Source organism: Actinoplanes sp. ATCC 53533, assembly GCF_003947245.1.
Genome location: NZ_QHHV01000048.1, coordinates 1 through 15839, shown reverse-complemented (window position 1 = coordinate 15839; position 15839 = coordinate 1). Strand labels below are relative to the sequence as shown.

The 15839-nt window shown below is 71.0% G+C and carries 16 protein-coding genes; 8 read left to right on the top strand and 8 right to left on the bottom strand.

Annotation, left to right across the window (positions count from 1 at the left end):
- The first annotated feature begins 203 nt into the window (after positions 1-203).
- From DMB66_RS17370 to DMB66_RS17360, 3 genes are read left to right on the top strand one after another with little or no spacing between them, the layout of a single operon-like run.
- Complete coding sequence (locus tag DMB66_RS17370) at positions 204-1787, top strand: circularly permuted type 2 ATP-grasp protein (RefSeq protein WP_125805133.1); 1584 nt, start codon at positions 204-206, stop codon at positions 1785-1787.
- Positions 1781-2722, top strand: coding sequence for an alpha-E domain-containing protein (locus DMB66_RS17365; protein ID WP_125805132.1), 942 nt, complete (start codon positions 1781-1783; stop codon positions 2720-2722). Before DMB66_RS17370 ends, DMB66_RS17365 begins: the two co-directional genes overlap by 7 nt.
- Positions 2719-3591: a transglutaminase family protein gene (locus tag DMB66_RS17360; RefSeq protein ID WP_125805131.1), complete on the top strand. Its 873-nt coding sequence runs from the start codon at positions 2719-2721 to the stop codon at positions 3589-3591. The genes DMB66_RS17365 and DMB66_RS17360 overlap by 4 nt, the downstream gene beginning before the upstream one ends.
- Before the next feature lie 113 nt (positions 3592-3704).
- Here the strand turns inward: DMB66_RS17360 and DMB66_RS17355 are convergent, their stop codons facing one another.
- A complete protein-coding gene (locus tag DMB66_RS17355; protein WP_125805130.1) occupies positions 3705-4148 on the bottom strand; it encodes a DoxX family membrane protein in 444 nt (147 codons plus the stop codon).
- Between the two features lie 77 nt (positions 4149-4225).
- On the opposite strand from DMB66_RS17355, the gene DMB66_RS17350 reads away from it, so the two are divergent.
- On the top strand, positions 4226-4816 hold the full coding sequence (locus DMB66_RS17350; protein WP_125805129.1) for a TetR/AcrR family transcriptional regulator: 591 nt from the start codon (positions 4226-4228) through the stop codon (positions 4814-4816).
- A 148-nt stretch (positions 4817-4964) separates the two neighbouring features.
- Here DMB66_RS17350 and DMB66_RS17345 read toward each other — a convergent pair whose 3' ends face one another.
- Positions 4965-6710, bottom strand: a complete 1746-nt coding sequence (locus DMB66_RS17345; protein ID WP_125805128.1) for a biotin carboxylase N-terminal domain-containing protein — start codon at positions 6708-6710, stop codon at positions 4965-4967.
- Positions 6711-6776: 66 nt separating this feature from the next.
- Here DMB66_RS17345 and DMB66_RS17340 point away from each other — a divergent pair, with 66 nt between their 5' ends.
- The 3 genes from DMB66_RS17340 to DMB66_RS17330 all read left to right on the top strand — a co-directional run bounded on the left by DMB66_RS17340 (position 6777) and on the right by DMB66_RS17330 (position 9246).
- Positions 6777-7451: a PadR family transcriptional regulator gene (locus tag DMB66_RS17340; RefSeq protein ID WP_233624625.1), complete on the top strand. Its 675-nt coding sequence runs from the start codon at positions 6777-6779 to the stop codon at positions 7449-7451.
- An 85-nt stretch (positions 7452-7536) separates the two neighbouring features.
- Positions 7537-8487, top strand: coding sequence for an ATP-binding cassette domain-containing protein (locus tag DMB66_RS17335; protein ID WP_125805127.1), 951 nt, complete (start codon positions 7537-7539; stop codon positions 8485-8487).
- Positions 8488-8490: 3 nt separating this feature from the next.
- The gene (locus DMB66_RS17330; protein WP_125805126.1) at positions 8491-9246 is read left to right on the top strand and encodes an ABC transporter permease; all 756 of its coding nucleotides are present in this window, start codon (positions 8491-8493) and stop codon (positions 9244-9246) included.
- A gap of 29 nt (positions 9247-9275) precedes the next feature.
- On the opposite strand, the gene DMB66_RS17325 is transcribed toward DMB66_RS17330, so the two are convergent.
- The 6 genes from DMB66_RS17325 to DMB66_RS17300 all read right to left on the bottom strand — a co-directional run bounded on the left by DMB66_RS17325 (position 9276) and on the right by DMB66_RS17300 (position 13917).
- Entirely contained in the window at positions 9276-9971 is a 696-nt protein-coding gene (locus DMB66_RS17325) for an O-methyltransferase (RefSeq protein WP_125805125.1), read from the bottom strand.
- A complete protein-coding gene (locus tag DMB66_RS17320; RefSeq protein WP_125805124.1) occupies positions 9968-10588 on the bottom strand; it encodes a nucleoside triphosphate pyrophosphatase in 621 nt (206 codons plus the stop codon). The genes DMB66_RS17325 and DMB66_RS17320 overlap by 4 nt, the downstream gene beginning before the upstream one ends.
- A gap of 11 nt (positions 10589-10599) precedes the next feature.
- The gene (gene mycP / locus DMB66_RS17315) at positions 10600-11751 is read right to left on the bottom strand and encodes a type VII secretion-associated serine protease mycosin (protein WP_125805123.1); all 1152 of its coding nucleotides are present in this window, start codon (positions 11749-11751) and stop codon (positions 10600-10602) included.
- The gene (locus DMB66_RS17310) at positions 11748-13184 is read right to left on the bottom strand and encodes a hypothetical protein (protein WP_125805122.1); all 1437 of its coding nucleotides are present in this window, start codon (positions 13182-13184) and stop codon (positions 11748-11750) included. The genes mycP and DMB66_RS17310 overlap by 4 nt, the downstream gene beginning before the upstream one ends.
- Complete coding sequence (locus DMB66_RS17305) at positions 13184-13600, bottom strand: hypothetical protein (protein ID WP_125805121.1); 417 nt, start codon at positions 13598-13600, stop codon at positions 13184-13186. The genes DMB66_RS17310 and DMB66_RS17305 overlap by 1 nt, the downstream gene beginning before the upstream one ends.
- Before the next feature lie 119 nt (positions 13601-13719).
- The gene (locus DMB66_RS17300; protein WP_125805120.1) at positions 13720-13917 is read right to left on the bottom strand and encodes an acyl-CoA carboxylase epsilon subunit; all 198 of its coding nucleotides are present in this window, start codon (positions 13915-13917) and stop codon (positions 13720-13722) included.
- Between the two features lie 101 nt (positions 13918-14018).
- On the opposite strand from DMB66_RS17300, the gene DMB66_RS63770 reads away from it, so the two are divergent.
- Positions 14019-15839: serine/threonine-protein kinase (locus DMB66_RS63770; protein ID WP_233624623.1), on the top strand; the 1821-nt coding region annotated here is incomplete at its 3' end.

Here is a 15839-nt window from a genome sequence, read left to right as displayed (position 1 = left end):
GGGTGCAGTCCCCGATACGCCGGGTCCCCCGTTCTCGGTGTCTCGGGCGAGCGGCGCCCGCCCGGCTCACCCCGGGTGCGATGCGCCAGGGCCGTCGGTAGGTCCCGTACCGGCGGCCCGCCCCATGTCCTCGTGATGTGTCCCCGTGACATCGCCGCGATCACTGTTACCCGCGCGCAACGAGTCGCCCGTAGGGTCAGGCCATGGCGGATCTTTTCGAGGAGTACCGCCTCGGCCCCGGCTGGGACGAGATGTTCAGCGAGCTAGGCATGCCTCGGGAGACCTACGAGGCCCTGCACGCCACGCTGCAGCCGCTGTCGAGCGCTGAGCTGGGCGTTCGTGCCGAGGTGCTGGCCCGGGCGTTCCTGGACCAGGGCATCACGTTCGCGCTCAAGGGCGTCGAACGGCCCTTTCCCCTCGACATCGTGCCGCGGATCATCGCGGCCGCCGAGTGGCGCTCGGTCGAACTCGGTGTGGCGCAACGGATCCGTGCCCTGGAGGCCTTCCTCGCCGACGTGTACGGCGCCGGCCAGGTGCTCGCGGACGGTGTGGTGCCGCGGCGGATCATCGCCACCAGCGCGCACTTCCTGCGCGCCGCGGCCGGGATCAATCCGCCCAACGGCGTCCGGATCCACGTCGCCGGGGTCGACCTGATCCGCGACGAGCAGGGCACCTTCCGGGTGCTGGAGGACAACGTCCGGATCCCGTCCGGGGTCAGCTACGTGATGGAGAACCGCCGGGCGATGGCCCAGGTGCTGCCCGAGGTCTTCGCCGCCACCAAGATCCTGCCGGTGGAGTCGTATCCGGGCATGCTGCTGCGGGCGCTGCGCGCCGCGGCCCCGGTCGGCGTCACCGATCCGACCGTCGTGGTGCTCAGCCCGGGCGTCTACAACTCCGCCTACTTCGAGCACGCGCTGATCGCCCGGGAGATGGGCGTCGAGCTGGTCGAGGGCCGCGACCTGGTCTGCGTCGGCAACGACGTGGCGATGCGGACCACGGCCGGCGAGCAGCGCGTGGACGTCATCTACCGGCGCATCGACGACGACTTCCTGGACCCGGTGCACTTCCGTGCCGACTCGGTGATCGGCGTGGCCGGGCTGCTCAACGCGGCCCGGGCGGGGCGGGTCACCATCGCCAACGCGGTCGGCAACGGCGTCGCCGACGACAAGCTCCTCTACACGTACGTGCCGGACCTGATCCGGTACTACCTGAACGAGGAGCCGCTGCTGCCCAACGTCGACACCTACCGGCTGGACGAGCCGGGGGTCCTGGAGGAGGTCCTGCCGCGGCTGGGCGAGCTGGTCCTCAAGCCGGTCGACGGCGCCGGCGGCGCGGGCATCGTCATCGGCTCGCAGGCCTCGGCGGCCGAGCTGGCCGAGGTCACCGGGAAGATCGTCGCCGATCCGCGGGGCTGGATCGCCCAGCGCGAGGTGAAGCTCTCGATGGTGCCCACCCTGATCGGCAACCGGCTGCGCGGCCGGCACGTCGACCTGCGGCCGTTCGCGGTCAACGACGGCGAGAAGATCTGGGTGTTGCCCGGCGGGCTCACCCGGGTCGCGCTGCCCGAGGGCGCCCTGGTCGTGAACTCCAGCCAGGGCGGTGGTTCCAAGGACACGTGGGTGCTCGCCGACGCCGACGACACGTCGCCGTTCGAGGTGCCGCATCTGGTCGCCGAGCCGGCGCCGCTGCCCTCGGCGTCCAGCCCGGATCCGGGCCCGGGCGCCGGCGGCGGCGAGGCCCAGCAGCAACAGCAGCAACAACAACAGCAGGGAGGGCCGCGATGCTGAGCCGGATCGCCGAGTCGCTCTACTGGATCGGCCGCTACGTCGAACGGGCCGAGGACACCGCCCGCATCCTGGACGTGCACCTGCAGCGCATCCTCGCCGACCCGTGGACCAGCGAGGACCAGGCGTGCCGGTCGCTGCTGTCGGTGATGGGCATGCCGCTGGAGGACGAGCCGTTCACCGCGGCCCGGGTGGTCGGCCTGCTCGGCCTGGACGAGCGCAGCCCCAGCTCGGTGGTCGGCGCGCTGGCCGCGGCCCGGGAGAACGCCCGCGGCGCGCGCGAGACGGTCTCCTCGGAGATGTGGGAGTGTCTCAACTCGACCTGGCACGGCCTGCCGAACGCGCGCCGCCGGGTGGAGCAGCAGGGTGTGCACTCGTTCTTCCGCTGGGTGCGCGAGCGCTGCGCGGTGATGGCCGGGCTGACCGACGCCACCATGAGCCGGGACGAGGGCTGGCTGTTCCTGGTGCTGGGCCGCAGCGTGGAACGGGTGGACATGACCGCGCGGCTGCTGCGGACGCACGAGCGGGCCGGCGGGAGCATTCCGTCCTGGCTGACGTTGCTGCGGTCCAGCGGGGCCTGGGAGACGTTCCTGCGGACGTACCGTGGCTCCCTGGACGACCGCCACGCGGCGGAGTTCCTGCTGCTCGACCGGCTCTTCCCGCGGTCGGTCTTCGCGGCGCTCTCCACCGCCGAGAGCTGCCTGACGGATCTGGAGCCGGATCCCGGCCGGGCCGGGGTGGCCACGGACGCGCAGCGGATCGTCGGCCGGGCCCGCACCAACCTGGAGTTCCGCGGCGCGGACGAGCTGATCGACGATCTCGGGCCGGTGCTGGCCAGCCTGGAGAAGACCTGCTCGCAGGTCAACGAGGCGGTCTCGCGGCGCTACTTCCGCCAAACCACAGCCGTCAACTGGGTCCGGGGAGCCGTGGTGGCATGAGCGTTCCGTTGGTGGACAGCTGGCGGCTGAAGATTCAGCACCGCAGCGGGTTCGACTATGCCGGGCCGGTGTCGTCGTCCTACAACGAGGCCCGGATGTGGCCGCGCAACGAGACCCACCAGGCCGTGCTGGACGCCCGGGTCGAGGTGTGGCCGCCGGCCCGCACGTATCGCTACGAGGACTACTGGGGCACGGTGGTCACGGCGTTCGACGTGCACGCCAAGCACGAGGCGCTGACGGTGACGGCCACCTCCACGGTGGAGACGCTGCCGCCCGGCGACCTGATCGAGCAGGGCGAGGGCGCGGCCTGGGACGAGCTGGCGGTGCCGGAGAACGTCGACCGCTGGTACGAGCTGCTGCTGGCCACCAAGCGCACGGGCCTGAACGAGGAGCTGACCGGGATCGCGGCCGACATCCGCGGCGCCCACGCGACACCGCACGCCGCGGCGCTGGCCGTCTGCGAGTTCGTGCGCGGCGAGGTCACCTATCAGCCCGGCGCCACGGGCGTGCAGAGCGACGCGCTGCACGCCTGGGAGCAGCGCAAGGGCGTCTGCCAGGACATCAGCCACCTGACCGTCGGCCTGCTGCGCGAGATGGGGATGCCGGCCCGGTACGTCTCCGGCTACCTGCACCCGAAGCCGTCGGCGGCGATCGGGGACAGCGTGGTCGGCCAGAGCCACGCCTGGGTGGAGTGGTGGGTGGGCCGCTGGACGGCCTTCGACCCGACCAACGGCGTCCCGGTGGGGGAGCGGCACGTCGTGGTCGGCCGGGGTCGGGAGTACGGCGACGTGCCACCGCTCAAGGGCGTGTACGCGGGCCCGGCGAGCACCGGCCAGGGCGTCGAGGTGACGATCACCCGCCTCCGCTGACCCCCGCCCCCGCCGGTGCGGGCCCGGCTCAGGCCAGCGCGACCGACTTCTGCCGCCGGGTCCTGTCCCGTCAGTGCCGCCGCCGCGTAGCGGCCTGGAGGGGCGGTCCTGGTTCAGGCCAGCGCGACCGTCAGAGCCGCCGCCACGTAGAGGACCTGGAGGGCGGTGCGCAGGGGCAGCGGCGTTGCCGGCTTGCCGGCCAGGTCGACGTGGTGCCGCGCGGCGTAGACGTTGGCCGGGAACATGGCGAGCATCAGCAGCGCGAGGCACGCCGCGGCGAGCCGGTAGGTCGCCGGCAGCATGAGCCCGGCCGCGCCGGCCAGCTCCAGCGCGCCGGTGACCGTGACCAGCAGCTCCGGCCGGGGCAGGCGCGGCGGGACCATGGCGACCAGGCCCGCGCGCCGGCCGAGGCCGAAGTGGGCGAGGCCGGTCAGCACGAACATCAGGGCCAGGCCGACCCGCAGCGCGGGCAGCCAGCCGTCGAGAACGTCGACGCCGAGCAGGCCGAGCAGCCGGGCCAGGACCGTGCCGGCAAGGAGAGTGACCAGGGGTGCCATCTCGTGTCCTCCAAACTTGTCACTGCAAAGATGCGCCTCTCGTGGCCATCTTGTCAATGGAAAGTTATGCTGGCGGCATGGCGAAGGCGAGCTACCACCACGGGGACCTGCGTCGCGCGCTGCTGGACGCGGCCGCGGCGGCGATCGCCGAGGACGGCCCGGCGGCGCTGAGCCTGCGGGATCTCGCGCGGCGGGCCGGGGTCTCCCATGCCGCGCCGACGCACCACTTCGGCGACAAGAAAGGCCTGCTCACCGCGCTGGCGGCGGAGGGCTTCGACCGCTTGGCGGCCGACCTGCTGGCGACCCGCGCGGCGACGGGCAGCTTCCTGGAGCTCGGGGTCGCCTACGTCCGCTTCGCGACCGCGCACCGGGCGCACTTCGAGGTGATGTGGCGCCCGGATCTCTACCACGCGGACGACCCGGCGCTGGTCGCAGCTCGGGACCGGTCGGGCGACGCCCTCTACGCGGGAGTCGCGGACCTGCCGGACGGCGCCGGTGCCGCCGATGTGCGCGAGGCCGGGCTCGCGGCCTGGTCGCTCGCGCACGGCTTCGCGACGCTGTGGCTCAGCGACGCGCTCCCGGACATGCCAGAGATGCCGGACGAGATGGCCCGGGCCGTGCTGCGCCAGCTCACCACGAAGCCGAGCCGCCCAAAGCCGCGGGGCTAGGGCGGTGGTTGGCGGATCAGAAGCCGCCAACCGCCCGCCCAAAGCCGCGGGGCTAGGGCGGTGGTTGGCGAATCAGAAGCCGCCAACCGCCCGCCCAAAGCCGCGGGGCTAGGGCGGTGGTTGGCGGATCAGCAGCCGCCAGCCGCCCCTAGGAGATCTCGCAGATCGTGGAGCCGGCCGTCACGGTGGCGCCGACCTCGACCGACAGGCCGGAGACCGTGCCCGCGCGGTGCGCCTGCAGTGGCTGCTCCATCTTCATCGCCTCGATGACCACGATCACGTCGCCTTCCGAGACGGTGTCACCGTCCAGGACCTCCACCTTGACGATGGTGCCCTGCATCGGGGCGGTCAGCGCGGCCGCGCCCGCTGTCCCCGCCGCCTGTGCGCCCGACCCCGAGCGGCGAGCATGGGGGCGGGCTGGGCTGACTGTGCGCGTACCGGAAAGGAAGTTTGCCGGCAGTCGCACCTCGAGGCGCTTGCCGCCGACCTCGACCACGACGGTCTCGCGGTCTTGCCCGGCGGCCGCCGGGGCGGCCGTGGCGGTGAAGGCCGGCACGCCACCCTGCCATTCGGTCTCGATCCAGTTGGTGTGCACGGTGAACTCCACGAAGGCCTGGTCGCGCACGACGAGGCGGTGGAACGGCAGCACCGTGGCCATGCCCTCGATGACCGTCTCGTCGAGCACGCGGCGGGCGCGCCGCAGCGCCTCCGTGCGGTCGGCGCCGGTCACGATGATCTTTGCCAGCAGGGAGTCGAAGTTGCCGCCGATCACGCTGCCGGCCTCGACGCCCGCGTCCACCCGCACGCCCGGGCCGGACGGCCAGGCCAGGGCGGTCACCTGGCCGGGGGCGGGCAGGAAGTTGCGGCCCGGATCCTCGCCGTTGATCCGGAACTCGATCGAGTGGCCGCGCGGGGCCGGGTCGTCGGTCGTCGGCAGCACCTCGCCGTCGGCGATGCGGAACTGCTCACGCACCAGGTCGAGCCCGGTGGTCTCCTCGCTGACCGGGTGCTCGACCTGCAGCCGGGTGTTGACCTCCAGGAACGAGATGGTGCCGTCCTGGCCGACGAGGTATTCGACCGTGCCGGCGCCGTGGTAGCCGGCCTCGCGGCAGATCGCCTTGGCGCTGGAGTGGATGCGGGCCCGCTGGTCGTCGCTGAGGAACGGCGCCGGCGCCTCCTCGACCAGCTTCTGGTGGCGGCGCTGCAGGGAGCAGTCGCGGGTGCCGACGACGATCACGTTGCCGTGGGTGTCTGCCAGGACCTGCGCCTCGACGTGCCGGGGGCGGTCGAGATAGCGCTCGACGAAGCACTCGCCACGGCCGAAGGCCGCCACCGCCTCGCGGGTCGCCGAATCGAACAGCGCGGGGATCTCCTCGATGGTGCGGGCGACCTTGAGGCCGCGGCCGCCGCCGCCGAACGCCGCCTTGATGGCGACCGGCAGGCCGTGCTCGCGGGCGAACGCGACGATCTCGTCGGCGTGCTTGACCGGCTCGGCCGTGCCCGGCACGAGCGGGGCGCCGGCGCGCTGCGCGATGTGCCGCGCGGTGACCTTGTCGCCCAGGTCGCGGATCGCCGCCGGGGTGGGGCCGATCCAGGTCAGACCCGCATCCTGTACGGCCTGAGCGAAGCCGGCGTTTTCCGACAGGAAGCCGTAGCCGGGGTGGACCGCGTCGGCGCCACTGCGGGCGGCGACGTCGAGCAGCTTGTCGATGCGCAGATAGGTCTCCGCCGCGGTCTCGCCCTCCAGCGCGTAGGCCTCGTCGGCGAGCCGCGCGGGCAGCCCGTCGCGATCGGCGTCCGCATAGACGGCGACGCTGGCCAGGCCCGCGTCCTTGCAGGCCCGGATGACTCGGACGGCGATCTCGCCCCGATTGGCGATCAATACCTTGCGCACGGGAGTGAGCCTATCGTCCGGCACCGACAGGCCGCTCAGTCAAGTTTGGCTATTAACCTGTGAGATATGTCGGCGACCCGCATGATGATCCTCGGCCTGGTCCAGTGGATGCAGCCGGTGCACGGCTACGACGTGCGCCGCGAGCTGCTGAGCTGGAGTGCCGACAAATGGGCGAACGTCCAGCCCGGTTCGATCTACCACGGCCTGCGCAAGCTCTCCGACGAGCAGTTGCTGCGCGAGGTGGCGACCGAGCAGGTGGGCGCGCGCCCGGCCCGGACCACTTATGAGATCACCGAGAAGGGCGTCGCCGAGTTCCAGTCGCTGCTGCGCGGCAACTGGTGGTCGGTCGCCATGCCGCCCGATCCGTTCATGGCGGCGTTCTCCTTCCTGCCCGCGCTGCCCCGGGCGGAGGCGGCGGCGGCGCTGCGCAATCGCGCGGTCCAGCTCGCCGCCGGGATCAAGCAGCTGCAGGCGGCCCTCGGCGCGGACTGGGCCGAGCACAAGCCGCCCTATGTGAGCTGGATGTGGGAGCTGTCGATCGAGCGGTCCGCGGCGGAGATCCGCTGGTGCGAGCGCATCGCCGGGCTGATCGAGTCGGGGGCGTCCTATCTGCCGCCGGGCATGGCGGACCAGCCCGCGCCGGGCTGGGCGGAGGGGCTGTCGCCGGGCGCGGTGGATGAGCTGTCGCCGGGCGCGGTGGATGAGCTGTTGCCGCGGCCGGAGGGCAAGATCGCTAATTAATCAAGTTTGACTATTCGCGAGCCCCGGTCATACGCTGCCCTTCGACCGGTGGCAGGCGTCCGCCTGCCCACGACTGGGGGTCACCATGATCGAAACGCGGGGGCTGCGGAAGTCCTTCATGTCCCGCCAGGGCCGCGAGAAGAAGAAGGTCGACGCCGTCCGGGGCGTCGACCTGAAGGTGGACGAGGGCGAGATCTTCGGCTTCCTCGGCCCGAACGGCGCCGGCAAGACCACGACGCTGCGGATGCTCGCCACGCTCATCGAGCCGGACGGCGGCGAGGCCACCATCGCGGGCGCCGACCTGCGCAAGAATCCCGGCGAGGTCCGGCGCCGGATCGGATACGTGGCCCAGGGCGGCAGCACCTGGGACGACTCCACCGCCCGCGAGGAGCTGGTGCTGCAGGCCAGGCTCTACGGCATCTCGAAATCCGTCGCCACCCGGCGCGCCGCCCGGGTGCTGGAAGGCTTCCAGCTCAGCGAGTATGCCGACCGCAAGTGCAAGACCTACTCCGGTGGCCAGCGACGCCGGGTCGACATCGCCCTCGGCATCATCCACGAGCCGCGGGTGGTCTTCCTGGACGAGCCGACCTCCGGCCTCGACCCGCAGAGCCGGGCGCACATGTGGGACGAGATCCGCCGGCTCCGCGCCGAGGGCATGACCGTCTTCATCACCACGCACTACCTGGACGAGGCGGACGCGCTCTGTGACCGCCTCTCGATCATGGACAACGGCGAGATCGTCGCCTCGGGCACGCCGGCGGCCCTCAAGCGCGAGATCTCGGGCGACGTGGTCCTGGTCGGCGTGGCGTCACCGGCCCGCGCGGCCGAGGCGCTGGGCTCGGCCGACTTCATCAACAAGCTCGAGACCCACGAGGACAGCGTCCGGCTCTACGTCGACGAGGGCGCGAGCGCGATCCCGCTGATCCTGCGCGCGCTGGACGGTGCCGCCGTGCCGCTGGGCACGATCGAGCTGCACCGGCCCAGCCTCGACGACGTGTTCCTGACCAAGACCGGCCGATCGCTGCGGGAGAGCTGAGCCGTGAAACTGCTGCGCGACACATCATTGATCTTCAACCGTCAGATGCAGCTGCTGCTGCGCAACCCGATCTGGATCGTCGTCGGCATCTTCCAGCCGGTGATGTACCTGTTGCTCTTCGCACCGCTGTTGAAACCGGCGCTGGGCGTGCGGACCAACGCCGAGGCGTACGAGATCTTCGTGCCCGGCCTGCTGGTGCTGCTGGCCATCTTCGGCGGCCTGTTCCAGGGCTTCGGCCTGATCGCGGAGCTGCGCGCCGGGGTGATCGAGCGGTCCCGGGTCACCCCGGTCAGCCGGTTCGCCCTGCTGCTCGGCCGGTCCCTGCGCGACACCGTGTCCCTGCTGGCCCAGGCGGTGATCATCACTGTGCTGGCGCTCGCCTTCGACCTGCGGGTGTTCATCGGCAACCTGCTGCTGGCATACCTGATGCTGGCCCTGATCTCGCTGATGACCTCGGCGTTGTCCTACGGGGTGGCGCTGGCCGTGAAGAGCGAGGACGTGCTGGCGCCGGTGATGAACACGGTGGCTCAGCCCGTACTGCTGCTCTCCGGGATCTTGTTGCCGTTGACCTTCGCCCCGGGCTGGTTGCAGGCGATCGCCGACTGGAACCCGTTCTCCTGGGCGGTGAACGGGGTGCGGGCGCTGTTCCTCGGCGACCTGGGCGCCCCCGCCGTCTGGCAGGGCCTGCTGATCATGGCGGCGCTGGCGGCACTCGCGCTGCTCTGGGCGGCCCGGCTGTTCGCCCGCAGCGTCCGCTGACCCTGCTCCTCAGGTGTCCGCCGGCTCCCTCAGGTGTCCGCAGGCTCCTCAGGTGTCCGCCGGCTCCCCCAGGGGAGCCGGCGGGCGATGGTCAGGCCGTCGGCGATCGGCAGGATGACGAGCTCAACGCGCGGGTCGTTGCGGGCCACCTCGTTGAATCCGGTGATGAACCGGTCGGACTCGCTCCGCGGGTCGACGACCCGGCCGGACCACAGCGTGTTGTCGACCAGGATGACCCCGCCGGGCCGCACCCGGGGAACCAGCTCGTTCCAGTACGTCACGTAGCCGCCCTTGTCGGCATCGATGAAGACCAGATCGAGGTGCGGCTCGGTGGGCAGCTCCCGGATGCGCTCGGCGGCCGGCCCGATCCGCAAATCGATCCGATCGTCGACCCCGGCCCGCTCCCAGTAGCGGTGCGCCAACCGGGTGAACTGCTCAGAGATGTCGAAGCAGATCAACTTCCCGCCGTCGGCGAGACCTTGGGCGATCGAGAGCGCGGAGAGCCCGGTGAAGGTGCCGACCTCGACTGCCTGCCGTACGCCCAGCAGCGAAGTCAACAACCGCAGAAACGCGGCCTGCTCGGGCGCGACCTGCATGCTGGCATGCCCGTACAGCACGGTGCGCGTCTCCGCCACAAGATCGGCGGTAACCTCATCCACCGGCGTGCTGTGTCTGAGTAGGTAATCATGCAGCTCAGGGGTGAGCGGAAGCTCCTTGAAACTCATGCCGGTGCCCTCCACAGCTGGGGAACGGTGAAGCCGAAGGTCATGAGCAACCGCCGGAGCAGTGGCAGGGACAACCCGATGACATTGCCGGCATCTCCCTCGATCCGCTCAACGAACGCGCCACCTTTGCCGTCGATGGTGAAGGCTCCAGCAACATGCAACGGCTCCTCGGACGCGACGTAGGCCAAGATCTCATCATCGCTGAGATCGGCGAAGTGCACCACTGTGGCCCCCACCTCCTCGGCCTGCTTGCCGGTGACCAGGTCGGTGAGGTGATGCCCGGTGTAGAGCACCCCGGAGCGGCCCCGCATGGCCCGCCACCGCTGCACGGCCTCGGCCGGGTTGTGCGGCTTCCCGAGAATCTCCCCGCCGAAGGCGAGCACGGAGTCGCAGCCGAGCACGAGAACGCCGGGCTCGGCGGGCAGGGTGGCGGCGACGGCTCTCGCCTTCATCCGAGCCAGGGTGAGGCAGAGATCGGCGGCGTCCGCGGCCTCCACTACGGACTCGTCAACGCCACTGACCTGCACGTCGACGTCGATACCGGCGGCGCTGAGGAGGGCACGCCGGGCCGGACTGGCGGAGGCGAGCACGAGACGCGGGGAGATGTCGATCTGCACGGAAGGCAACGCTACAAGTCGCGCGGAGGCGGAGGACCGGCCGGTCCCCGCGTTTCGCGGCCGGCGCGGCGGCGGGTGAGAAGGAAGGCGGCCAGCCCGCCGAGAAGGACGAGCACGGCGACGCCACCGATGATCAGGGGGGTGCTGCTGCCGGCGGGCTCGGCTTCCGGGGACGCGGCAGAGGTCGTGGTGGTGGGTGCTGGGGCTGCGGTGGTCCCGGATGGGGCTGCGCTGGCAGATGGCTCGGGGGTGGTGCTGTCGCTCAACGCGGCAACGATGTCGATGATGCCGTGCCCGTAGTCGGGGTCGACCCCGGGCGCTCCCTTGTCGATAGCCGTGGACTCAAGCCGCTCGACGACCTCGGTAGCGCTCATGTTCGGGTATTTACTACGCAACAGAGCGGCCGCCCCGGAAACGATGGCCGCGGCCTGAGAGGTGCCTTCCTGGCGGACGTTGTAGCCGCCCTCGCGATTGGTGCTCGTGATGTCTTCCCCGGGTGCGGCGATGTCGAGTGCGCTTCCCGAGACGGAAATCTTGGCGTGGTTGCCGCTGCGGTCTACCGCACCCACAGCGACCACGCCGTCAAGAAAGGCCGGCGCTGAGACGGAAACGGCGTCAGGCTTGTTGCCGGCTGACGCGATCAATACCACATCGGCTTCTTCGGCTTCTTTGATGCCTGCAAGGTCGTCCGGGTCGATTCCGCCACCAATGGACATGTTGATTACCTTGGCGCCGTGCGAAATTGCATACCGTATAGCAGGGCCGAGGCTAATCACGGTCTTGCCTTTGCCGAGCACGCGGATAGGCAGAATCTTCGCATCGGGCGCAATACCCAAGGCGTGCTGCCGGCCGTTGCCGTGGGCGGCAATGAGGCCGGCCATGCTGGTGCCGTGTCCGGTCACATCGGTTCGTCCGTCGCCTCCGGGTTTGACGAGGTCGGTCCCACTCACGACGCCAGGGAGGTCTGGGTGCTTTGCGACACCGGAGTCGATAACAGCTACGGTGACGCCCTTTCCGGTGCTGATTCGGTGCGCCTCAGCTACCTTCAGGTATTTGAGGTGCCACTGGTCGTCCCGGGTGTCCGCGAGAGCCGGGGCCCCGAAAGCGGCGGTGCCGGCCCCAGCCAAGGCCGCCGTGACCAACGCGATCAGTTGTCGTCTCATCTCCGATAACCGATAGCCGGACCGGGATCGATCGGGCCTTGCTCGTCCGGCGGCAGGACGATTGGGTTGACGCCTTCCTCGGTCGACCACGGATTGTCCGGGTCCCAACGGTCCTGCTCGCCTTCCTGGCGTCGTCCGCGGCCGCGGCCCTGGCCGGGCGCCATAGGGCCGCTCTGCGGAGGCAAGCCGTGGGTAGGCGCTCCGCCTCGGCCCGATGGAGTGCCACCCTGCTGGCCGATGACGCCACCAACGGGATTTACTCGACCGGCGCCGGGCGCCCGATTCCCCGTGGCTCCGGTCGGCATCTGTCCAATCATTCCGCTGCCCGGGCTGGCGCCGATGACGCCCCCTGAGGGCATCGTCATGCGGCCGCTGTTGGCGGGAATGCCGGGCTTGACGAGGCCCGATTGCGGTGTCCTCGTGCCATTCGGCAGTGGTCCGCCGGGAGGCAGGAGCCCGCTGGCACTGGGGGTCCCGATGAGGCCTGGTACCGGACCCGGTCCCGGAGGCGTCGGGGTAGGTGTCGGAACCGGGGTCGGGGGGCCGGGAGTAGGCGGGGTGATGACCGGCGTATTGCCGATCCCGCCGAGGATCGGGCCGGTGCTCACGCCGCCGACGGTGGTAGGGCCGTTACCGACAGGGGTGTGCGTTGTCGGCGATACCGGGCTGACGTGGGACGAGGAACCGGGACTGACCGATGTTCCTGACGACCCGCTACCGCCTCCACCCGGAGGCGGAATGACCGGTGGGACGGCGAAGCCGCCGGCACCTCCATCAATCCGTTGACCGTCACCGTCGTCGCCATACTCCCCGCCACCAGGCTTATAGGGCTTTGGCTTCTGGAGGGCGGCTTGGCCGCTCAGCACCGTGCTGCTCAGGTCGTACATGATGGCGCGGGCCTGGTTGTTCAGCTCTTCTTGCCGCGCGGCCGAGACCGGTGGCACCGGCGCGATCGGAGCCGGCGACGGAGATGGCGACGGCGTTCCGGCCACCTGCGGCGTCGCGGCGGGCGCGGCGTCCTTTTGCGCTTGCCAGTCCAGGTTCAACTGCCGGTTGGTCTCGTACTGGTCGAGGATCGGCTTCAGTTTGCTCCGGGCCAGGCTCAGCGTCAGAGTCACCGTCGAGAACGCCGTGTAGTTCGCGGACGCCGCGTCGTGGGTCGCCTGGAGGTCTGCCATCAGCTTGTCCAGGCGGGCGATGTAGGCCGCTGCGGCCGGGCTCTTCGCCGGCGGCCATACGCTCGCCAGGTTGTCGCGGTATACCCGTACCTGGGCGAGGTGGGCGAGCGTCAGGTCCGCCGTCTTGCTCCAGCCCCCGACCACTTGGTAGTGAGGCTCGGTGTCCTGGTTTGCGATGGCTGCCCACATGGCCGGGACTTCCTTCGCCATCCAGTGGGTGCCGCCGTAGCCGCCGCCCCCGTCAGCGATCAGCATCAGCTCTTCACCCCTGTTCCGGTCTCACCTAGGAGCGGGTTGGCCGCCGCATCGAAGCCTTCGTTGACGTCGCGAACTTTCGCGCGGGCGAAGGCGTCGCTGGAGGCGTACTCCTCGCTGATCGACTGCGCGACCACGGCGAAGTGGTTGGTGCCGTCGCGGAAGTTGAACGTGTTGGAGAAGGTCTGCTGCTGGACCTCGTGGTGCAGCTCCAGGAAGCTCCGCAGCTCGGGGAAGTCGCCGCTGCCCTCCGGTAGCTGGGTCAGCATGGCCGGGATGACCTGCTGCAGATGCGGGTCATATCCCGTTTGGACCTCGTTCGCCAGCGTCGCTGCGAACTCTTCCATCGCCTGGATGTCCGTCTCGATCGAGCTGTCACTGCCGATCAGCGGCGGTGGTCCGTTGTCTACGGGCATCGCTCAAGCCCTCCCCCGAGAGTGCGAATTCTTCCGCGAGGGTAGTCTGTTACCGCGTGTCGTTGCAGTCCCTACCCTGGGCTATGGACAGTCGCAATCCTACCGAGACCCGTCGATGTCTAGCGGGGCTGGCCCGAGGCTCGCCAGGATGGCCGGACCGCGGCTGGGCGGGCACTTCTCGGCCAGGATGCCAGGGCCGGCCCGCGTGAACGTGAATCCTCAGGCACGAATCGGCTGGCCAGGGCGCAGAGCAGCGCCGCGAGTTCTTCCGGGGTCGGCGTGCCTCGCACGACGCTGACCAGCGGTTCCTCATCCATTGATCAAGCTTACGGCCTTGCGGGAGGTTCTCGGTGACACGTTTCCCACACTCGGCTGATCGATTCGCTGCGGCTCGACATGACCGGGTATTTTCTGCGTGATGTCTACTTCCCCCCCGCTCATTGTCGCTGACCGCTACCGGCTCATCGCGCCGCTCGGTCAGGGCGGGATGGGTCGTGTCTGGCGGGCGACCGACGTCGTCCTGCACCGCGAGGTCGCCATCAAGGAGCTCGTGCCGCCACCGGGGCTGACGCCCGAGGAGCGGCGGGAGATGCGTGAGCGCTCGCTGCGAGAAGCGCGCGCCATCGCCCGGCTCAACAACATCAACGTCGTGCGGGTCTTCGACGTCCTGCGTACCGATGCCGATCCGTGGATCGTCATGGAGTACGTCCCGTCGCGGTCGTTGCAGGACGTGCTCGCCGCGGACGGGCCTTTCCCCCCGGTCCGTGCCGCCGAGATCGGGCTCGGCGTGCTCAACGCCCTGCGCGCCGCGCACCGGGCCGGCGTCGTGCACCGGGACGTGAAGCCCGGCAACGTCCTGATCGGCGAGGACGGCCGGGTCGTGCTCACCGACTTCGGGCTCGCCACTGTGCCCGGTGACCCGAACGTGACCCGTACCGGTCTGGTGCTGGGTTCGCCCGCCTATATCGCACCGGAGCGCGCCCGGGACGGCACCGCCGGGCCGGGCGCCGACCTCTGGTCGCTCGGCGCGACGCTCTATGCGGCCGTCGAGGGCGCCTCGCCGTTCGCGCGACCGTCCGCGATCGCCACGCTGGCCGCCCTGGCCACCGAGAACCCGCCGCCGGCCCGCAACGCCGGTCCGCTCAAGCCGGTGCTCAACGGCCTGCTGCGTAAGGACCCCGCCCACCGGATCAACGCCGAAGAGGCGGAGCGGCTGCTGCTGCGGGCGACCGGCCGCCGGTCGAAGCTGAGCTTCCCGATGAGCCCGACGATGCGCCGGCCCGGCATCGGCCGCGAGCGCCCCTCGGTGGGCCTCACCCCGCCGGTCGTGCCCGGTGTGTCGGCCTCCGCGCCGGTCGTTCCGGGGCCGCGCCCGCCGGTCACCCCGGCCCGTCCGCCGGTCAATCCCGGCCGCCCGCAGGCCGAACAGCCCCGCCCGCCGGTCAACCCGGGCCGCCCGCAGACCAACCCGGTCATCCCGGCCCGCTCGCAGGGCACCCCGGTGCGCCCGCCGGTCAATCCGGGCCAGCCGCCGGCCGCGGGGGGTCGCGCACCGATCTTCGCGCCGGGCAAGGCCTCGGTCGGCCGCCCACCGGCGGAAAACCCGACGCGGGTCGATGGACAGAGACCGCCCGAGCTGGATGCCACAAAGATCGAAAACCCCAACCGCTTCGGTACGGGCACACCATCGTCCCCGCCGCCAGGGGTGGACACCTCGGCTTCGCGCCGTCCCGCCCTGGACGCGACGATGCGCGGGTCGGGCTCCGCTTTCGGGTCGATCACGGCTGATGAGGTGGCCGCCCACCGCAGGCGCACAGGCGCCCAGTCGGCCCCGGCGACCACCCCACCGACCACGGCGCCGGGGTCTCGGCAGCCGACCACCCAGCCTCCGAAGTCACCCCCTGCGGCGCCCCGAGCGACGGCCGCCGGCTCCGCCGTGGCCGAGCCCCACTCGCCAGCCCCGCCCACGCCGGAGCCCGGCTCGACGCCACCACTCACACCGGCCAGCGGCCGCTTCACCGCCACGGCCCCGACCAGGCCCGGAGCGCCCCGCCAGGGCGAGAAGCCGACCACCGCGGGACCAGCCGCGGCGTCAACAGGCACAGCGCCGCCAGCCACTGACCGCCCCGAMAGCGCCACGCCGGGCAGCGCCACGCCGGGCAGCGCCACGCCGGGCAGCGCCACGCCGGGCAGCGCCACGCCGGGCAGCGCCACGCCGGGCAGCGCCACGCCGGGCAGC